The sequence below is a fragment of the Paludibacter jiangxiensis genome, from assembly GCF_001618385.1.
Classification (GTDB): domain Bacteria; phylum Bacteroidota; class Bacteroidia; order Bacteroidales; family Paludibacteraceae; genus Microbacter; species Microbacter jiangxiensis.
In genome coordinates, this window is sequence record NZ_BDCR01000001.1 from 323,865 (window position 1) to 342,307 (window position 18,443).

General features: G+C 43.7%; 15 protein-coding genes and 3 tRNA genes. 8 read left to right on the forward strand and 10 right to left on the reverse strand.

Going from position 1 to position 18,443, the window contains the following annotated elements:
* Nucleotides 1–9 precede the first annotated feature (9 nt).
* On the reverse strand, nucleotides 10–573 hold the full coding sequence (ahpC, locus tag PJIAN_RS01220; RefSeq protein ID WP_068701252.1) for an alkyl hydroperoxide reductase subunit C: 564 nt from the start codon (nucleotides 571–573) through the stop codon (nucleotides 10–12).
* A gap of 278 nt (nucleotides 574–851) precedes the next feature.
* Between ahpC and PJIAN_RS01225 the strand changes: the two genes are divergently transcribed.
* Nucleotides 852–1,775 carry a hydrogen peroxide-inducible genes activator gene (locus tag PJIAN_RS01225; RefSeq protein ID WP_068701254.1) on the forward strand — a complete coding sequence of 308 codons (924 nt, stop codon included), beginning with the start codon at nucleotides 852–854 and terminating at the stop codon, nucleotides 1,773–1,775.
* Nucleotides 1,776–1,873: 98 nt separating this feature from the next.
* Here the strand turns inward: PJIAN_RS01225 and PJIAN_RS01230 are convergent, their stop codons facing one another.
* From PJIAN_RS01230 to PJIAN_RS01255, 6 genes are all read right to left on the reverse strand, one after another.
* A complete protein-coding gene (locus PJIAN_RS01230) occupies nucleotides 1,874–2,233 on the reverse strand; it encodes a hypothetical protein (RefSeq protein ID WP_068701256.1) in 360 nt (119 codons plus the stop codon).
* A 522-nt stretch (nucleotides 2,234–2,755) separates the two neighbouring features.
* Nucleotides 2,756–4,045: a S28 family serine protease gene (locus PJIAN_RS01235; protein ID WP_068701258.1), complete on the reverse strand. Its 1,290-nt coding sequence runs from the start codon at nucleotides 4,043–4,045 to the stop codon at nucleotides 2,756–2,758.
* Between the two features lie 160 nt (nucleotides 4,046–4,205).
* On the reverse strand, nucleotides 4,206–5,924 hold the full coding sequence (locus PJIAN_RS01240) for an acyl-CoA dehydrogenase family protein (protein WP_068701260.1): 1,719 nt from the start codon (nucleotides 5,922–5,924) through the stop codon (nucleotides 4,206–4,208).
* A 90-nt stretch (nucleotides 5,925–6,014) separates the two neighbouring features.
* The gene (locus tag PJIAN_RS01245; protein WP_068702656.1) at nucleotides 6,015–7,034 is read right to left on the reverse strand and encodes an electron transfer flavoprotein subunit alpha/FixB family protein; all 1,020 of its coding nucleotides are present in this window, start codon (nucleotides 7,032–7,034) and stop codon (nucleotides 6,015–6,017) included.
* Between the two features lie 67 nt (nucleotides 7,035–7,101).
* Complete coding sequence (locus PJIAN_RS01250; RefSeq protein WP_068701261.1) at nucleotides 7,102–7,974, reverse strand: electron transfer flavoprotein subunit beta/FixA family protein; 873 nt, start codon at nucleotides 7,972–7,974, stop codon at nucleotides 7,102–7,104.
* A 292-nt stretch (nucleotides 7,975–8,266) separates the two neighbouring features.
* Nucleotides 8,267–8,791, reverse strand: a complete 525-nt coding sequence (locus PJIAN_RS01255; RefSeq protein WP_068701263.1) for a GNAT family N-acetyltransferase — start codon at nucleotides 8,789–8,791, stop codon at nucleotides 8,267–8,269.
* A gap of 260 nt (nucleotides 8,792–9,051) precedes the next feature.
* Between PJIAN_RS01255 and PJIAN_RS01260 the strand changes: the two genes are divergently transcribed.
* From PJIAN_RS01260 to PJIAN_RS01290, 7 genes are all read left to right on the forward strand, one after another.
* Nucleotides 9,052–9,966 carry a dimethylarginine dimethylaminohydrolase family protein gene (locus tag PJIAN_RS01260; RefSeq protein WP_068701265.1) on the forward strand — a complete coding sequence of 305 codons (915 nt, stop codon included), beginning with the start codon at nucleotides 9,052–9,054 and terminating at the stop codon, nucleotides 9,964–9,966.
* A gap of 10 nt (nucleotides 9,967–9,976) precedes the next feature.
* A complete protein-coding gene (gene ctlX / locus PJIAN_RS01265; protein ID WP_236714356.1) occupies nucleotides 9,977–10,930 on the forward strand; it encodes a citrulline utilization hydrolase CtlX in 954 nt (317 codons plus the stop codon).
* Nucleotides 10,931–11,347: 417 nt separating this feature from the next.
* On the forward strand, nucleotides 11,348–12,586 hold the full coding sequence (gene rocD, locus PJIAN_RS01270; RefSeq protein WP_068701267.1) for an ornithine--oxo-acid transaminase: 1,239 nt from the start codon (nucleotides 11,348–11,350) through the stop codon (nucleotides 12,584–12,586).
* Between the two features lie 266 nt (nucleotides 12,587–12,852).
* The gene (gene proS / locus PJIAN_RS01275) at nucleotides 12,853–14,331 is read left to right on the forward strand and encodes a proline--tRNA ligase (RefSeq protein ID WP_068701269.1); all 1,479 of its coding nucleotides are present in this window, start codon (nucleotides 12,853–12,855) and stop codon (nucleotides 14,329–14,331) included.
* Between the two features lie 197 nt (nucleotides 14,332–14,528).
* Nucleotides 14,529–14,601: transfer RNA gene (locus PJIAN_RS01280), tRNA-Phe, on the forward strand.
* Nucleotides 14,602–14,890: 289 nt separating this feature from the next.
* Nucleotides 14,891–15,769, forward strand: coding sequence for a bacteriophage abortive infection AbiH family protein (locus PJIAN_RS01285; RefSeq protein ID WP_068701271.1), 879 nt, complete (start codon nucleotides 14,891–14,893; stop codon nucleotides 15,767–15,769).
* Nucleotides 15,770–16,047: 278 nt separating this feature from the next.
* Nucleotides 16,048–16,119 (forward strand) — tRNA-Arg (locus PJIAN_RS01290).
* Between the two features lie 163 nt (nucleotides 16,120–16,282).
* Here PJIAN_RS01290 and PJIAN_RS01295 read toward each other — a convergent pair.
* The 3 genes from PJIAN_RS01295 to PJIAN_RS01305 all read right to left on the reverse strand — a co-directional run bounded on the left by PJIAN_RS01295 (nucleotide 16,283) and on the right by PJIAN_RS01305 (nucleotide 18,440).
* Nucleotides 16,283–16,356 (reverse strand) — tRNA-Arg (locus PJIAN_RS01295).
* A gap of 103 nt (nucleotides 16,357–16,459) precedes the next feature.
* The gene (gene dapB / locus PJIAN_RS01300; protein WP_068701273.1) at nucleotides 16,460–17,176 is read right to left on the reverse strand and encodes a 4-hydroxy-tetrahydrodipicolinate reductase; all 717 of its coding nucleotides are present in this window, start codon (nucleotides 17,174–17,176) and stop codon (nucleotides 16,460–16,462) included.
* Between the two features lie 109 nt (nucleotides 17,177–17,285).
* A complete protein-coding gene (locus PJIAN_RS01305; protein WP_068702659.1) occupies nucleotides 17,286–18,440 on the reverse strand; it encodes a sensor histidine kinase in 1,155 nt (384 codons plus the stop codon).
* Between the last annotated feature and the right edge of the window lie 3 nt (nucleotides 18,441–18,443).

The window sequence follows — 18,443 nt, forward strand, 5'->3', positions numbered from 1 at the left end:
AAGGAATTGTTAGATTTTCCCAACCAAATCGATGCTGGGTTTCAATGTTTCATCGCCTTGTTTCCATTTTGCAGGACAAACATCAGCGGGGTGAGCGGCAACAAACTGCAACGCCTGCAAGCGACGGAGGAGTTCGTCGGCATTACGTCCGATATTGCCCGCAACCACTTCGTAAGCCACAATTTCGCCCTGAGGATTCACCACAAAAGTTCCACGTTCGGCAAGACCGGCCTCTTCAATCATCACATCGAAGCCACGAGACAAAACGCCGGTAGGATCGGCCAACATCGGGTATTTAATTTTTTTAATAGTAGCAGATGCGTCGTGCCATGCTTTGTGAACGAAATGGGTATCGGTTGATACGGAATAAATCTCAGCACCGGCAGCCTGAAAATCGGCATATTTACCGGCAAGGTCTTCCAGTTCGGTAGGACAAACGAAAGTAAAGTCGGCGGGATAGAAGAAAAATACGGACCATTTACCCAGTACATCCTGTTTTGTTACTTCTTTAAAGCTATCGTTTACGTAAGCCTGTACTTTGAAATCTACGATTTGTTTTCCAATTTGTGACATAGTAGTAATTTTTATGTGTTTATGAATTTTATATTGCTATTCATTGTTATTTCTGATGCAAAGTTATGGCGCCAAAACCCATAAGTCAAACAGATAATTTCTATACATTTATTGATAAATTCTATATATCTTTGTAGTAAGTCAGCACACGGAAGACACAGATTAGACGGAAGGTCACATCCAATTATTTGCATAGAACGTTGATGATGTTTAGTTCAGTGTTATTCTGTATTATCCGTGTCTTCCGTGTACCTGTTTATACCTAAAACACAACAACAATGACTTTACAACAACTGGAGTATATTCTGGCATTAGATAAGACCCGTCATTTTGTACGGGCAGCGGAGATGTGTTCTGTTACGCAACCAACGCTGAGCACCATGGTTCAGAAACTGGAGGATGAACTGGGCTGCCTCATTTTCGACCGTTCGGTGCAGCCCATCGAACCGACCGAAGCCGGCAAGCAAATCCTGCAACAGGCACAAATCATCCTTTTCAATATACGGCAACTGAAAGAGCATGTCGTATCTATGAAAGGTGGATTAACGGGCTCCCTCTCGTTAGCCATGATCCCGACGGTGGCGCCTTACCTGTTGCCGAAATTCATAGCTGCGTTCAAAAAAAATTATCCAGAAATATCACTTCAGGTAACAGAATTGCGCACCGAAACGATCATTGAAAAATTGAATTCAGCCGAAATCGACATGGCCATTCTGGCTACGCCGCTCAACAACTCAAAAATTCTGGAGGTGCCGCTTTACTACGAGAAATTTGTAGCGTACATTTCGCCCGGTGATCCGATTTATTGCAAACAAGAGCTGACGCCAAACGATATGCCGACCGAAAATCTTTGGGTATTGGAAGAGGGACACTGCCTGCGCAATCAGGTGCTCAATTTTTGCGACCACAAAGTGCATACCTCCTCCATCGAGGCCGGTAGCATCGACACACTGGTGAAAATTGTAGACATCAACTGCGGTTATACGATTATTCCCGAACTACACATCGACTTTCTGACAGAAGAACAAAAGAAGAACCTGCGCCCGATAGTGCGTCCCGAAGCAACCCGCGAAATCTCGATGATTATCCGCCACGACTATGTGCGCGAAGGACTGATGAATGCCGTAGCCGACAGCATCAAACAGGTAATTCCGGCTCACATGCTCGACGAGCGACTGAAAAAATTTGCGATAAAATTGTAAAACAGCAGGAACATTAGGATCCGCACAAAAACAGAGGCTGCCTCAAGTGTTATTTTGAGGCAGCCTCTTTGCTCTTTAGATTAGGTTTTACCTTCTTCTTATAAAGGAAGTTGATCCAAATATCTGTTTTTAATGGTCGTTCTAACGATCAGCCGATACTTTGCATATTGAGATGCCGAAAGGATATTTGCTGCATCCTTAAAATTATAGTGCAATGCCTTGGCATAGGCTATCGGATCCCCCGACTTTTCGGCACGTTCCAATTGGATTTGCGTTGTTTCAAGAACACTTTTCAAATCAGCAGCCTGATTGTCCGTCACGTTTAGATAGGCAGACAAACGCCCAAACACTGTTTCGTTATTAATGGTATTAATAACCCCACTTTCAACACGGTTAATAGCTTGACTTGAAGCTACACATGCGACCATAATCACTAAAGCTAACACAATCTTTTTCATAATCAATCAAATTAAAATTATTACACAATCAAAAAAATTAAATTTCTACTACACATCTTTTTTGCCTCTCTGTGTCATCAGTGCTTTTATCTGATACCTCATAGCAGTTCTGCACCTAACACCAACTTGCAATAAAAACAATTTTGAGATTCGACGCTCAAACCATCCGGAACAGTTCCCCGTTGAATTCGATGTAAAGGTATAGCGATACCTGAAACCTTAAAAATCAAATAGATGAATAGGCGAATAAGATCGACCATCGAGCCATTTGTATCGACGTATGTATTTGACAATCTGGATTTACAGGTACAAAAACGTCCCCTTTTAGCACAAATGTTTCCAAAAATCTTAGCATAAATCAACAATCAGATGTCTTCAAAGAAAATTTTTCGATTGAAATATCCGAACAAACAGAGCCCGCATTACCGTTGGCAAAGCAATAATATCAACCCGCATTTTCCCAATACGGTCAAAAAAAATGAGGCTACCTCATTTTCGAGATAGCCTCATTGCTCTAAGTCATTATTTCATTTCCGGATTCGCGACCGGGATTCCCCATCGCTCCAACGTTGCTATAAAGCTCTTTTTTTCGTCGGGTGTCATATTTACAAAACGAGCGGTGCGGTGATTCTTCCCTTTAAGTATAAACCATTTTGCATCCACCTTATCGGACGGTGAAACTCCCGTTGCACTCCAGGTATCAAACGATCCGTTGATGTAGATCATCCGGTTGCCTTCTTTCGCAATCCATTCGTTTGCTTTTTTCAGTAAAGTATCGTCAAAATGCACCGGAATCCGCTTCGGCACAATTGCCGCATAAGGATGCGGCTGCAATGGAAGGGCTTTCAGATCATTTTTAAACGGCTCTGTACGGTAACCATAATAGCCCATCTCGGTCGCTGCCTGATAATAGTGAGATAAATAGTAGTCAATATGATCTTCACTATACGATTTTATATCGCTTGTCTTAAGCAGGTATTGCGTGGCTGCCAGCAGCGAAGAGGATTCCGAAGGTATATCATCGCAGGATGTATAATATTGCCAAAAGGCAAAAGGCAATTCCAACACGCTGTATTCGAAGGCTTGTTCCAAAGTAAGGGTAGAAAACTTCAGACCAGCACCGTCGCTATACATCTGCAACAAAGGAAGAACCTCTTTGCGGTGTTTCAGCATCCGTTTCTGAAAGGCAAACAACTTTTGCCGACAGACTTTGGATCCAATGGTATCAAGAAAAGCATAGAGACGTTTATCTTCATATTCACGATTTAACGGAGCAACATACGGGATCGCCACATCCACATCATTGGGATAGAAATATTTATAGAAAATAGTCGTTGATCCGCCTTTGCTGATGCCGGTGCTGATCCATTTACCTGCATAGATCTTTTTGAAAATTTCATTGATATGATGCAAGTCGGCTGTTGCCTGTTCCAGATTCAGATAAGTGTAATCGAGGCTATCCGGCAGACTTTTACCAAAATAGCGATGTTCAATGGACAATTGGTTTGCATCCAACAGTTTCGACAACTCATTTTTATACGGTTTATCCTGATTATATCCCGAAAGGTACATCACCATCGGCTTCTCAAAACTTTTATGACTCAGAAACGCCCGTTGATAGAAGTAGCCTTTCTCCGGATGCCGGTGATCCAACGGCTGTTTAATTTTCAACTCAAACGTATCGGCTTTCCCGATCTCTTTGAAAATCACATCGGGCAAATCGTACAACGCATTCTCAATAGTCACTTTTTGAGCCTGTACCTGCCAGCAGACACAGAAGATCAACAACAAATTCAATACAATCTTTCTCATTATTCACTTTTTAAACGTAACACAAAACGAAAGCCCGATTCAACCGGGCTTTACCTTCCACAAAGATAAAGAAAACTCACCACTTCGCCAGAACACAAAAGAGGTTGCCCGATGACCGAACAACCTCTTCTCCTCTATTTATTAATTAACGCTCTCTTTTTTATTCCTGATCGCTGTTTTTGTACAAGCCAACGTTGTCGATCTGGAAGCCATCAATAAATGCCAGGTGTTTGGTGATTTCTGCAGCAGCAAAATTGCTGTAGATTTCAGCCGAACGGGCAAACATATCGTCACGCGAAGCATCGATAATCAACAGGTTGCTCATCACCAAATGACCTGCAATTTCGACCAAACGGCGAGCCATGAAGTCGTGGTACTCGGCATTTTTCGGTTCGGTTACCTTCGCAATAGCTTTTTCGAGGCTGTCGGTAAAACTAACCAAGCGATTACGCAATCCTTCGAAAGCAGGGTTGATTGGTTGAGCTTCGTACTGACGCAGTTTGGCAACGTAAGCACCATTGGTTACGAAACGGATAGCAGCCACTACCTGCAACTGCGATGTTCCTTCGTAAATGGTAAGGATACGTGCGTCACGATAGATACGTTCGCAAGCGTAATCTTTCATAAAGCCGGAACCACCGTGAACCTGGATGGAGTCGTAAGCATTCTGGTTGGCATATTCACTGGCAAACATTTTTACCAGCGGAGTCATCATGTCGGCCAATTTTTGGTATTCCTTGGCATCCATACGTTCTTCTTTGCTTAACGGACGTTCGTCGGCAATAGTGCCATATGCTTTGTAAACATCCACAAAACGGGTACATTCGTACAACAAGGCACGGGCAGCATCCACTTTGGCTTTCATGATGGCCAGCATTTCGAATACCGCAGGGAATTCGATGATAGCTTTGCCGAACTGAGCACGGTCTTTAGCATACGCCAACGCTTCGTCGTAAGCAGCCTGAGCAACACCTACCGATTGAGCACCTACACCAAGACGAGCACCGTTCATCAGCGACATCACATATTTAATCAACCCCATTTTGGGTTCACCCACCATTTTGGCAGGAGTATTTGTAAACACGAGTTCGCAGGTTGGAGATCCTTTGATACCGAGTTTATTTTCGATACGACGCACTTTCATTGAGCTGTCGAACTGGTTGTCAACAACAAAATAAGAAAGACCGCGGCCATCTGATGTACCGGCTTCAGAACGTGCCAACACCAGTTTAATCTGAGCGTCACCATTGGTAATGAAGCGTTTCACACCGTTGAGCAACCATATCTTTTTCTTTTCGTCGTAAGTAGCTTTCAACATCACGGCCTGAAGGTCGGAACCGGCATCCGGTTCGGTCAGGTCCATCGAGCAGGTTTCACCCTGATTGATGCGGGGCAAAAACTCTTCGCGAATCTCTTTCGAAGCAAATTCATGGATAGTTTCTGCACAGTCCTGTAAACCCCAGATGTTAGCAAAACCTGCATCGGCACGCGATACGATTTCACCGGTCATCACGTAAGGCACCATCGGGAAGTTCAAACCTCCGTATTCGCGGGGCAAAGAGATACCGTAAACGCCGGCTTTCTTCAAAGCTTCGTGATTTTCCTGTGTTCCGCGGGCATATACCACACGGTTGTCAACTACGTGAGGACCTTCATGGTCAACATCTTCGGCGTTTGGAGCGATAATGTCGCCACAAATTTCGCCGATGATCTCCATCACGTGGTTGTAACTATCGATAGCGTCCTCAAAATCCTGAGGAGCATAGTCGAATGTATCTTTTTCACGATAGTTCTGCTCTTTGAGCGCCACTATCTTTTCCATCAACGGATGAGTAAGATGGAATTTGAGTTCGGGTTTATCTAAATAGAAATTTGCCATGGCTTAGTGTTTAGCAGTGAGGTGGTCAGGATGTGAAGTTGTGAGTCAATTACTCACTTTTTCACAGTCTCGCTTTCTCACCATCTGTTTTTACTTGCTGTTCTGTTTGTAATACTTGATCATTTTCGGCACTACGTCTTCCACATTAGCAGTAATCACGTAGTCGGAAATTGCATTGATCGGAGCGTTTTCGTCATTGTTAATGGCAATGATGATGGAACTTTCCTGCATACCGGCAATGTGCTGAATCTGACCGGAAATACCACAGGCAATATACAATTTAGGGCGAACGGTAACCCCGGTCTGACCGATTTGCATATCATGTTCGGCGAAACCTGCATCGACAGCAGCACGCGAAGCGCCTACTTCACCACCCAAAACGGTAGCCAGTTCTTCAAGCAATTTGAAGTTCTCTTTCGAACCCATACCGTAACCGCCAGCTACGATAATAGGAGACGATTTCAGGTTGCTCTTCGATTTTTCCATGTGGCGTTCGATCACGCTGACCACAAAGTCAGAATCGCTTACATATTTTGCCACTTCGAGGTTAACAACTTCACCTTTGTAGTTGGCATCAAAAATTTCTTTCTTCATCACACCTTCGCGAACGGTAGCCATCTGTGGGCGGCATTCGGGGTTGATGATGGTTGCCACGATGTTACCACCGAAAGCAGGACGGATCTGATAAAGAAGATCGGTATACGATTTACCCTCTTTTTTATCTTCATGATCACCAATTTCGAGAGCGGTACAGTCAGCTGTCAATCCGCTGAACAGAGCAGAAGAGACGCGGGGACCAAGGTCACGACCTATGCTGGTAGCACCCATCAGGGCGATTTGCGGTTTTTCTTCCTTAAAAAGATTGACCAATACCGAAGTATGAGGCAATGATGTGTAAGGATAGAGGCGGGCGTCGTCGGCAAGGTACAATTTGTCGACACCATATTGGAAAACCTGAGCACCAATGCCATCCAGCTGAGAACCGACAGCAAGTGCTTCGAGTTTACATTTCAGTTTAGTTGCCAGAGAACGGGCCTTGGTAAGCAGTTCAAGGCTTACATCGGCAACAACACCCTCTTCAATTTCGAGATAAACTATAATATTGTTCATGTTTTTCGTTTTTGTTTTGTTTATGAGACAGTTATACGACCCAAAGGTCATCTATCCCGACAATTGATTATCCGATTGTGTGGTTTGCAATAAGTTCTTTCATCAACTCATCGATTTCGCTGTCTTTACCAGCCAGGCGTTTGCTCTCTTTGGCCTGAAAAACAACATTCTCGATAGCTTTAACCTTTGTAGGAGAACCTTTAAGACCCAACCAGTTAACATCGGTTTGAATATCATTCACGCTCCATTCTGTAATATTCAGATAAGGACGTTTGTCAAACATGAACATGTAATCATCGTTTTGTTCCTGACGTTCGGTAACCGTTTTGGCGTGGTGGTATTTCATCACCAACTTGGCATGACGCGGACGACAGTCAGGAGCAGAACCGTTGACGGTAATCAGAATTGGCAATTTACCTTCAACCACTTCCACACCACGTTCGAGGCGACGTTTTACGGTAATTTTACCATCTTTTACGTCGAGAATTTCTTCTGCATAAGTAATTTGCGGCAAGCCCAGTTTTTCGGCCACCTGAGGACCTACCTGAGCAGTGTCACCGTCGATTGCCTGACGACCGCAAACAATTACGTCTACTTCTGGAAGATTTTTGATTGCGCAGGAGAGCGCGTAAGAAGTTGCAAGTGTGTCAGAACCGGCAAAAGCACGGTCTGTAAGAAGGTAACCGTTGTCGGCACCCCGGTAGAGGCTTTCGCGGATAATTTCTGCGGCACGTCCGGGGCCCATGGTCACGATGGTAACGGTGGAACCTTCGAAACGGTCTTTCAATCGCAAAGCTTGCTCGAGAGCATTCAAGTCTTCGGGGTTATAAATCGCAGGCAGAGCTGCACGGTTTACCGTCCCGTCGGCTTTCATGGCGTCCTTACCCACATTGCGGGTATCCGGCACTTGTTTTGCTAATACTACAATTTTTAGACTCATAAGGTTTCTGGTTTGATATATAAATTTATTGTCTCTCTACACAAAAACAGGGCCCGATCATGCTTAATAAAGCGCATGCAAAGGACTCTGCCGCTAACAGCCAAAACTGTCGCATCCAAAAATTTAGGGATTGCAAAAATAGCAAAAGCCCGCCGAAATGGAAAGTTTCGGCGGGCTTTTATTGTTAAAACTCTTTATTATCAACTATTCCCGTGTCAATTTGCACCCAGATCCGCCTTTATCCAAAAAGCGGAATATCATTCATACAGCTATAAAACAGACAATTACGCTTTCATCCCAAGGCATCAAATCTGCACTCTTCTTTAGGTTTGAATGACCGGCGCAAACCTCTTTCCATCAGTTTCAGTTCCATTTTCACGTTAGCACGGTAATTGTGAAAATCGGTTTTGGGAACCATGTAAAATCCGAACCTGATATACATGTTAATTGCAGCATGAAGCCGGGTATTTGAGTACAACACCAGTTTGCGCATCCTCATTCTTTTAGCTTTGGCAATCACACTTTTCATCAGCAGAGTACCAATACCAAGCTCCCGGTAAGCTTCTGCCACTGCCATTTTGCCCAGTTCGTACACATACGGATCTACCCGCATCAGCGCACAGGTTCCCACAATCACATTGTTCAACCGGGCAAAGAAAATATACCCGCCATTTCCAATAACGGCCTCGTCCGGTTGATTCAGGACGGCTTCGTCGGTCGGTTCAATCCAGAAATATTTCTGTATCCACGCGCAGTTCAATCGCTTAAAATCTTCTTTATACCGATCGGAATATTCTATAATTTCAATTTTACTCATCTTTCATTCTCATTAAATTACCCCAAAATCTTCACTCTCTGTTCAAGGCAAAGATAATTTAGAGAGCGACGCACAATATTACACAACAATAAAGGTTTCATTAAGAGAACATTCCAAATCAGTCATTGTTTTCGTCATGAAGCAACGCATTATTCCGCCAAATAACAATTACAGATATTTATGCACTTCGTATTCGGTTATCGTATATTTGTAAATACAACACAGCTAATCTTTGAGTCTCAAACCTTACCGCTACCCGTATGAATCTGAATATCAAAGATGAAACATCAACGTTAAAAACCGTCGTGCTCGGGCAACCCGGCTCACTCGGTTCCGTTCCAACCTTGCGTGAAACTTTCGACGCAAGATCTTACGAGTCTGTATCCTTAGGCGTTTACCCGACAGAAGAAGCCGTCAAAAAAGAGATCGACGCGTTCGAAGAAATCCTGCTCCGATATAACGTGCAGGTATTCCGCCCCGAAACGCTGGAAAACTGCAATCAGATTTTCGCCCGGGATGTAGCCATTGTCATCGACGACAAAATCATCAACTCCAACATTATTCCTGATCGTGAAGATGAAAAAGAGGCTTACAAGAATATCTACAACCAAATAGCATTCAACAAAATATACAATCTCCCCGAGAAGGCTCATTTCGAAGGCGGCGATATCATACTGAAGGGCGACACCGTATTTGTCGGCATTTACACCGCCCCCGACTATCCGCAAACCAAAACTGCGCGAACGAATCTCTACGCGCTTCATTTTCTACGGGAACTCTTTCCGGGGAAGGAGTTTATTCCGCTCGAACTGCGCAAACACGACACCGACCCAAGAAAAGGAGTTTTACATCTCGATTGCACCTTTATGACCGTAGGCAGCAACAAAGCCATCATTTACAAAAATGGTTTCGCAAAAGAACATGACTATCAAATGCTTTTCGAAATTTTTGGCAGACAAAACATATTTGAAATCGACACCGAAGAGATGTACCGGATGAACACTAACGTATTCAGCATTTCGCCTTCGATAGTTGTTTCCGAAGCCACTTTCAACCGCCTCAACCGACACATGGAAACAGAATGGGGCTTAACTGTCGAAAAGATTCCGTATCAGGAAATCGCAAAAATGGGAGGCCTGCTCCGCTGTTCTACATTACCTTTAATCCGCGAATAACATCATCGACATGAAAACCGAAACATCAATTATCAACCAGCCAGACGGTTCTATCGCAAAATGCGTTTTGATGATTGAACCCGTATCGTTTGGCTACAACAGGCAGACTGCCGTGAACAATTTTTTCCAGAAAGAGTCCGATATCTCGCCGGAAATTATTCAGCGGGATGCTTTGGAAGAGTTTCAGGCCATGACAGCGCAACTCCGGGCAAACGGAATTGAAGTCATCGTTATCAAAGACACCCTCCACCCTCACAAACCCGATTCCATCTTCCCCAACAACTGGGTATCGTTTCACGAAGGTGGCCTGGTGGTCATTTACCCGATGTTCGCCGCAAATCGCCGTTTGGAACGCCGGATTGAAATTTTGGACATCATTGAAACCCACGGCAAAATAATCAACAACGTAAACAACATCAGCGTCTGGGAGGAAGACAAACGCTTTTTGGAAGGAACCGGAAGCCTTGTTCTTGACCGCAAAAACGGGATTGCCTATGCCTCATTGTCGGGACGTACGGATCAGTCGGCCGTGGAACAGTACTGTCGGATTTATAACTACGAACCGATCCTTTTTACAGCACGCCACACTGTCAATGGCAAACGGAAGAACGTTTATCACACCAATGTCATGATGTGCGTTGCCGACAAATTTGCCATCATCTGCCTCACCAGCATCGACGATCCGGCAGAACGAACGACCGTAACAGAATATCTCACCCGAACCGGGAAAGAAATCATTGAAATTTCGGAAGAACAGATGCATTGTTTTGCCGGAAATATGCTACAATTGCAAAACGACTCAGGCAAACGGTTTCTGGTCATGTCTCAGTCAGCGCATGACTCCCTGACAGGAAACCAAATTGACAAATTAAAATCTTTCAACGAACTGATTACATGTTCTATTCCGACCATCGAACAGGTTGGAGGAGGAAGCGTTCGTTGCATGATGGCTGAAATTCTTTAGACGTTTTCGGCAAACATCATTTAGCAAAACAAGGACGATTTTTTGCGTCGCCGGACAAGGCCACTCCAATCTGCATGAGCAAGATATCTAAAAAACAGAACTCGATTATTTTAATAATCAACAGACAAACCAGCCCCGAAGGGTTAATATAGAATACCAAACCGACGGAAAGCTGTTTGAGTGATTAGGCCAGTTACAGACGTTTGGTAACGAGAAAAAGTATCATGGCCGAGCGAGCGAGTTCTTTCCGTCAATGTTTTTGCTTACTTTTTGCGTCAAAAAGTAAGGCCTGCCGCCGGCAAAGAACAAATTAAACTATCACAACAAACAACTATTTATCAGACAAACACAAACATCCATTAGCATAAGTAAAATCACAATATTTACGAAAGTGACTTTTCCAAAAACCAGGCATTTATGAACACAAAAAAACTTACTTCGGCCGAACTGATGGCTCTCGAAGACAAATTCGGAGCTCACAACTACCACCCGCTACCGGTTGTTCTCGAACGTGGCGAAGGTGTTTTTGTCTATGACGTTGAAGGGAACCGATATTACGATTTTCTTTCGGCCTACTCTGCCGTCAATCAGGGACATTGCCACCAAAAAATTATCCGCACACTTATCGAACAAGCTCAAAAACTCACCCTTACTTCACGGGCGTTTTACAATAGCAAGCTGGGCGAGTACGAAGAGTTTGTGACCCGCTATTTCGGTTACGAGAAAGTGCTGCCGATGAATACTGGCGCCGAAGCGGTGGAGACGGCACTGAAACTTTGTAGGAAATATGCCTACGAAAAGATGGGCATCCCCTCCAATCAGGCAAAAATCATCGTCTGCGAGAATAATTTTCACGGACGCACCACCACCATCATTTCGTTTTCTGTCGATCCGGATGCATACACCAACTACGGGCCTTACACTCCCGGCTTTATCGTCATTCCCTACAACGATGTTCCCGCGTTGGAGAAATCAATTGCAGAGAATCAAAATATTGCTGGCTTTCTGGTGGAACCTATTCAGGGCGAGGCCGGCGCTTACGTCCCTGACGATGGCTATCTGCGCAGCTGCTATGAACTTTGCAGAAAAAACAACATCCTGTTCATTGCCGACGAGGTACAAACCGGCATCGGACGTACCGGCAAACTGCTTGCCTGCGACTACGAAAATGTTCATCCGGACATCCTGATTCTCGGCAAAGCTTTGTCGGGAGGCGTTTATCCGGTTTCGGCAGTACTCTCTTCGTCTGACATCATGGATGTATTCAAACCCGGCCAGCACGGTTCTACTTTTGGTGGCAATCCGATTGCCGCCGCCGTAGCCATTGCCGCCCTACAGGTAATTGAAGAGGAAAAACTGACCGAAAATGCGGCCCGACTGGGAGAAATATTCCGGAGTGCGATGCAACAGCTTTGCCAAAAATCGCACGTAGCATCGTTTGTTCGCGGAAAGGGATTACTCAATGCCTTAATTATCAACAATGACCAGACCAAGAATCTCGCATGGGAAATTTGCCTCCGGCTGAAAGAGCACGGACTTCTCGCTAAACCGACGCACACCAACATCATCCGGTTTGCTCCCCCCTTGGTAATGACCGAAAGTCAACTACATGAATGCATCGCGATAATTGAGAAAACGATTGCTGAATTTGAATAATAATTTTTCAATGACACGCAAGATTACCGGACAGACATACCACAACCGAAACTCTGAATAAGAGCGAATTGACACGCCATCAGATCGGTGCATTTTGATTTTACCACCTACCAAGAAAATCGTATCTTTGCAGTCGCAAAAAAAACGACAAGTCACACGACTTGCTTATCTGATTTTCAATCCAAACACATAAATTAGAGCAACAGAATACTTGACAAATGACGCTCTTGTCTTTGTTTTTATTCTTTGTTCTTTAATCTAACAACATGGCAGAATTAAAAGAACTCACCTCCCGAAGCGTTGATTATTCGCAATGGTATCAGGATTTGGTAATTAAAGCCGATCTGGCCGAAAGTTCGGCTGTTCGCGGTTGCATGGTCATCAAACCCTACGGTTACGCCATCTGGGAAAAAATGCAGGCCGAACTCGACCGCATGTTCAAGGAAACCGGTCACCAAAACGCTTATTTTCCTCTGTTTATCCCGAAATCATTTTTGAGCAAAGAAGCCGACCACGTGGAAGGTTTTGCCAAAGAATGTGCCGTGGTAACTCACTATCGTTTGAAAACCAGCCCTGATGGAAAGGGTGTGGTAGTTGACCCCGCCGCCAAACTGGAAGAAGAACTGATCGTTCGTCCAACCTCCGAAACCATTATCTGGAACACCTATAAAAACTGGATTCAATCGTACCGCGACCTGCCTATCCTCATCAACCAATGGGCCAACGTGGTTCGCTGGGAGATGCGTACCCGCCTGTTCCTGCGTACTGCAGAATTCCTCTGGCAGGAAGGTCACACCGCTCACGCTACCGAAGCCGAAGCTTTGAAAGAAACCCGTCAGATGCTGGATGTGTACGCCACATTTGCCGAACAATTCATGGCAATGCCGGTGGTAAAAGGTATCAAATCGGCCAACGAACGTTTTGCCGGTGCGGTTGAGACTTTCTGTATCGAGGCCTTGATGCAGGACGGCAAAGCTTTGCAGGCTGGAACATCGCACTTCCTCGGTCAAAACTTTGCGAAAGCATTCGATGTAACCTTCGCCTCAAAAGAGGGCACACGCGATTACGTTTGGGCTACGTCCTGGGGAGTCTCTACCCGACTGATGGGCGCTCTTATCATGTGTCATTCCGACGACAACGGTCTGGTATTACCTCCGAAACTCGCGCCTTATCAGGTTGTCATCGTTCCTATTTACAAGAACGACGAACAACTGGCTAAAATCGACGAAAAGGTCACTGAAATCACCACCAAACTAAGGGCTCTTGGCGTGAGCGTGAAGTACGACAACAACGACGCTAAGAAACCGGGATGGAAGTTTGCCGAATACGAACTAAAGGGCGTTCCCGTACGCCTCGCATTAGGCGCTCGCGACCTCGAAAACGGCACAGTAGAAGTAGCTCGTCGCGACACGTTAACCAAAGAAACCCGTTCGGTAGAAAACATCGAGCAATACATCAAAGACTTGCTCGACACCATTCAGGAGAACATCTACACTAAAGCGTTTGATTATCGTACATCGGTAACCCGCGAAGTAAACAGCTACGACGAATTCAAGGTTGAAATCGAAAAAGGCGGTTTGCTCTTGTGTCACTGGGACGGCACCACCGAAACTGAAGAAAAGATCAAAGCCGATACCAAAGCAACTATCCGTTGCATTCCGCTCGAAGGCGACAAAACACCGGGCGTCTGCATGGTAACAGGCAAACCTTCGGCACAACGTGTGGTATTTGCCAGAGCCTACTAAGAGAGACGGCGAGAATGTGAGATGGTGAGGTGTGATAGAATTTATCCACCCCACCATCCCATAAAATACAAAAGCGAAGTGAGGTTATCCTATCAGCTTTCCACAAACAACTGGTTACCAACAGAGAAGAAAAAAGTTGAAAAATAATTTGGGACGTTCGATTATTTTACCTACCTTTGCATCCGCAAAACAACGATGGTGCCATAGCTCAGTTGGTAGAGCAAAGGACTGAAAATCCTTGTGTCCCCGGTTCGATTCCTGGTGGCACCACAGCAAAAAAAAAGACTTAAACATAACTGTTTAAGTCTTTTTCATTTTACACCCCTTCATCAAAACTCTCCTTTTAATCACACTCTGACCTACACGCATGCCCAAATACACAAATATTACCTATTTATCAATCACAGATCACACAAACTAATACAGTTACAAATATAGCAGACCAAGAACAAACAAGACAAATCATAAGTAATTTTGCGGTTTGGAGAATTTACAGACTCTCTCTGATTAGGTAACAATTAAAAAACACAATAAAGTCTACTAGCGATAAAATTCCAGCATGAAATTATACATCATAGGAAATGGATTCGATCTTTATCATCATCTACCTTCTTCTTATTCTGATTTTCGAGAGTTTATAAAAGAAACAGACCCTTTTAGCTTTGAGATAATTGAAGAATATTTCAATTACACCGGAGCATTCTGGCATGCTTTTGAAATAAATCTAACAGAACTGGACGAATTCCGATTGATCGGTGATGTACTGCATTCTTTAGGTAGCGGAGGATGGGATGCGGATGCACTTGAGAGTTATGAACCCCTGCTTGAATCTTATACTATTGGTATGTTTTACCAATTAAAAACACACATGATTAATTGGATAAAAATCTTGAATAACCGTCCTCTTTCGAGAAAGTATCCAGATATCGATCCCGATTCTTTATTTATTTCATTCAACTACACCAACACACTCGAAAGACACTTTCATATTCACCCTGACCAGATCAATTATATTCATGGAAGCGCCCAGGAAGAAAACTGTAATCTCATTTTTGGGCACGATATGAACAAAGCAAATATAAATTATGACGTAGATGACAATCAAGAGGGACAGGGAAGACTTGTAGTACAATCATTTCTAAAACACACCCGAAAACCCGTTGAAAAAATCATAGCTCAAAATCAAGATTTTTGGTCAAAATTATATTCTTTAAATGAGGTCATCATAATCGGACATTCACTATCCCCAGTCGATGCACCTTACTTCAAAACTATTGCCAACCACGTACCCAATAAATGCTTATGGAAAGTTTCTTATTACAACAAAACCGATATCAAACACCACACATCCCGACTTATAAAATGTGGCGTAGATCCCCAATTCATTCTTCCTTTCGATATTTATCCAGACCGACCAACACAGGGAGTATTATTCTAATCTAAAAGAACACAACCTCGAAAAACAATTTTGCAGCTTATGAATTCATAAATTGAACAAAGCATTCCACCTCTGCAATAATCAAACCAGAGCAAGAATAGAACACAAGAAACCAATGTATACCCCTCACAAAAGAAGCAAATCCAAGCTCATCAATAATTACACGTCAAAAAGACTATTTCTGAGCAATACACGCACCAAAAATCGTTTACAATTCTTACTCATAAGAGTGTTTGAATTTATTAAAGAATAGTTGTATTTTTGCACTCCCAAACTGCGGTCCTGTAGTTCAATGGATAGAACGAAAGTTTCCTAAACTTTAAATCCGGGTTCGATTCCCGGCGGGACTACAAAAAAGCCACTAATCTATCAAACAGATTAGTGGCTTTTTAGATTCTGCCATCACCCCTCAACTTTTGTTGGTGATCCGTAATCCCTCCTCCTCCAGACCCTTCGATTTGAACATAAAAAAAAGCCAACTTCTTATTTACTAAGAAATTGGCTTAAAGCTTGTGACTCCGACAGGATTCAAACCTGTAACCTTCTGATCCGTAGTCAGATGCTCTATTCAGTTGAGCTACGGAGCCTTGCTTTTGCGTGTGCAAAGGTAGGTCAACTTTTTGGAATGCGCAAGCTTTTTAGGGATTATTTTTTCAAATAAATTGTTCTCCGATGTAAATCAATCAATTATCAGAACGGCAAGAGGTCACTCATGGTAATAAATCCCTTCTTTCCGGCTGTAAACTCAGCAGCGAGAACGGCTCCGAGAGCAAATCCACGGCGTGTTTTAGCGTCATGTTTAATACTAATGACATCCATTTCTGATTCGTAGATGATTTCATGAATACCCGGAACTGCACCTTCTCGCTTTGATACAATTGCCAGATCTTCAGGACGACCTTCTACTTCTTTGACCCAGTTGTTTTTGCGGTCGAGCTCGTTCAAAATACCTTCGGCAAGCGTAATAGCTGTACCACTTGGTGCATCCAGCTTTTGGGTATGATGCACCTCTACCATACTCACATTATAGTCAGGGTAACTATTCATGATTTTGGCCAGATAGCGATTTACTGCAGCAAAAATATTAACTCCGAGACTAAAATTTGAAGCCCAGAAGAGTGTGGCATTTTTATAAGTCATCTCTTTCTTTACCTCCTCCAGATGCGCTGTCCAGCCGGTTGTACCACATACCACAGGTACCTGCGCGTCAAAACAACGGGAAAGATTGCTCATGGCCACTTCCGGACGAGTGAACTCAATTGCCACATCGGCACTACGAAATGCCTCCGAGTCAAATTCTCCCGTATTGTCCATATCAATGATTGAAACAATTTCATGACCTCTGTTCAAGGCAATTTGTTCAATCTCATGCCCCATTTTACCGTATCCGATTAATGCAATTTTCATACTATAATAATTATTTGTTTTTTAGTTTTTGGATAGAAATATAATCCGCACGAATTAGTCGCGACTTATATTCGGCAATCTTATACGCCGACGAAAAGCTGTTTATATCTCAATTAAACTTTCGGAGCAAAATCCGGAATGTTGTCCCTTTGCCCACCTCCGATTGTTTTACAAAGATACGACCTTCATGGTATTCTTCCACTATTCTTTTTGCAAGCGACAGTCCCAATCCCCATCCGCGTTTTTTTGTAGTAAATCCGGGATGAAAAACCATTTTGTACATCGATTTCGTCATTCCCTTTCCGGTATCCCGAACATCAATAACATAATATTTTGCCTGTTCGCTCATTGTAATAGTTATTGATCCGCTGCCATCCATCGCGTCAATGGCATTTTTACAAAGATTTTCAATAACCCACTCAAACAAAGGCAGATTAAGAGATACCTCCGAGTTGTCTTTAGTGGTATTGACAACCTCTATGGAAACTTTACTGGAAATACGCTTGCGCATGTACGCAATTGCATCACCCAAAGCGTCATTCAAAGGAATCGGAATAAGTTCGGTTTTTGACCCTATTTTTGAAAAACGTTCGGCGATGGTCTTCAACCGCATGATGTCGTTTTCCATTTCCGGCAACAGAGTATCTTGTGGATAACGCCCTTTTAGCAGCTCTGCCCATGCCATCAATGAAGAAATCGGAGTCCCCAACTGATGCGCCGTCTCTTTTGAAAGGCCCACCCAGACCTGATTTTGCTCCGCTCTTTTTGTACCGGCAAATGCCAGAAACGAAAGCAGAATAAAAAGAGCGATAACCCCCAGCTGAATATACGGGAAATAGGCCAGTTCTTTTATAAGAATCGAATCGTCATAATAAATATATTGGCGTATCGTAGGCGATATTGAAATCTCAATCGGAGGATGCTTTTTTTTGAAGCTGGCGATATAGGAATGTCGAAATTCGTTCAGATTTTTGCTTGGTTCCGTGATATTACGGGAAGTTATGTAATTGTCGTTCCCATCCACGATAACCACTGGAATAGTGGTATTGCTTTCCAACACACGCATCACCAACGTAAGATCCGACTGATAATCGGCACTTGCGGCCAAACGCGTTGCCTCGGCCCAAACAGCCACTTTATTACGCTCTTCATTGGCAAGCTGACTAACCAGTTTATTGGTAAAAAAGAGGGAAACCAGGGCAATAGCAGATGCAATGGCTATAAATGCCAATCTGAAATTCGTTCTGTGGGTAGTATTAAACATAGG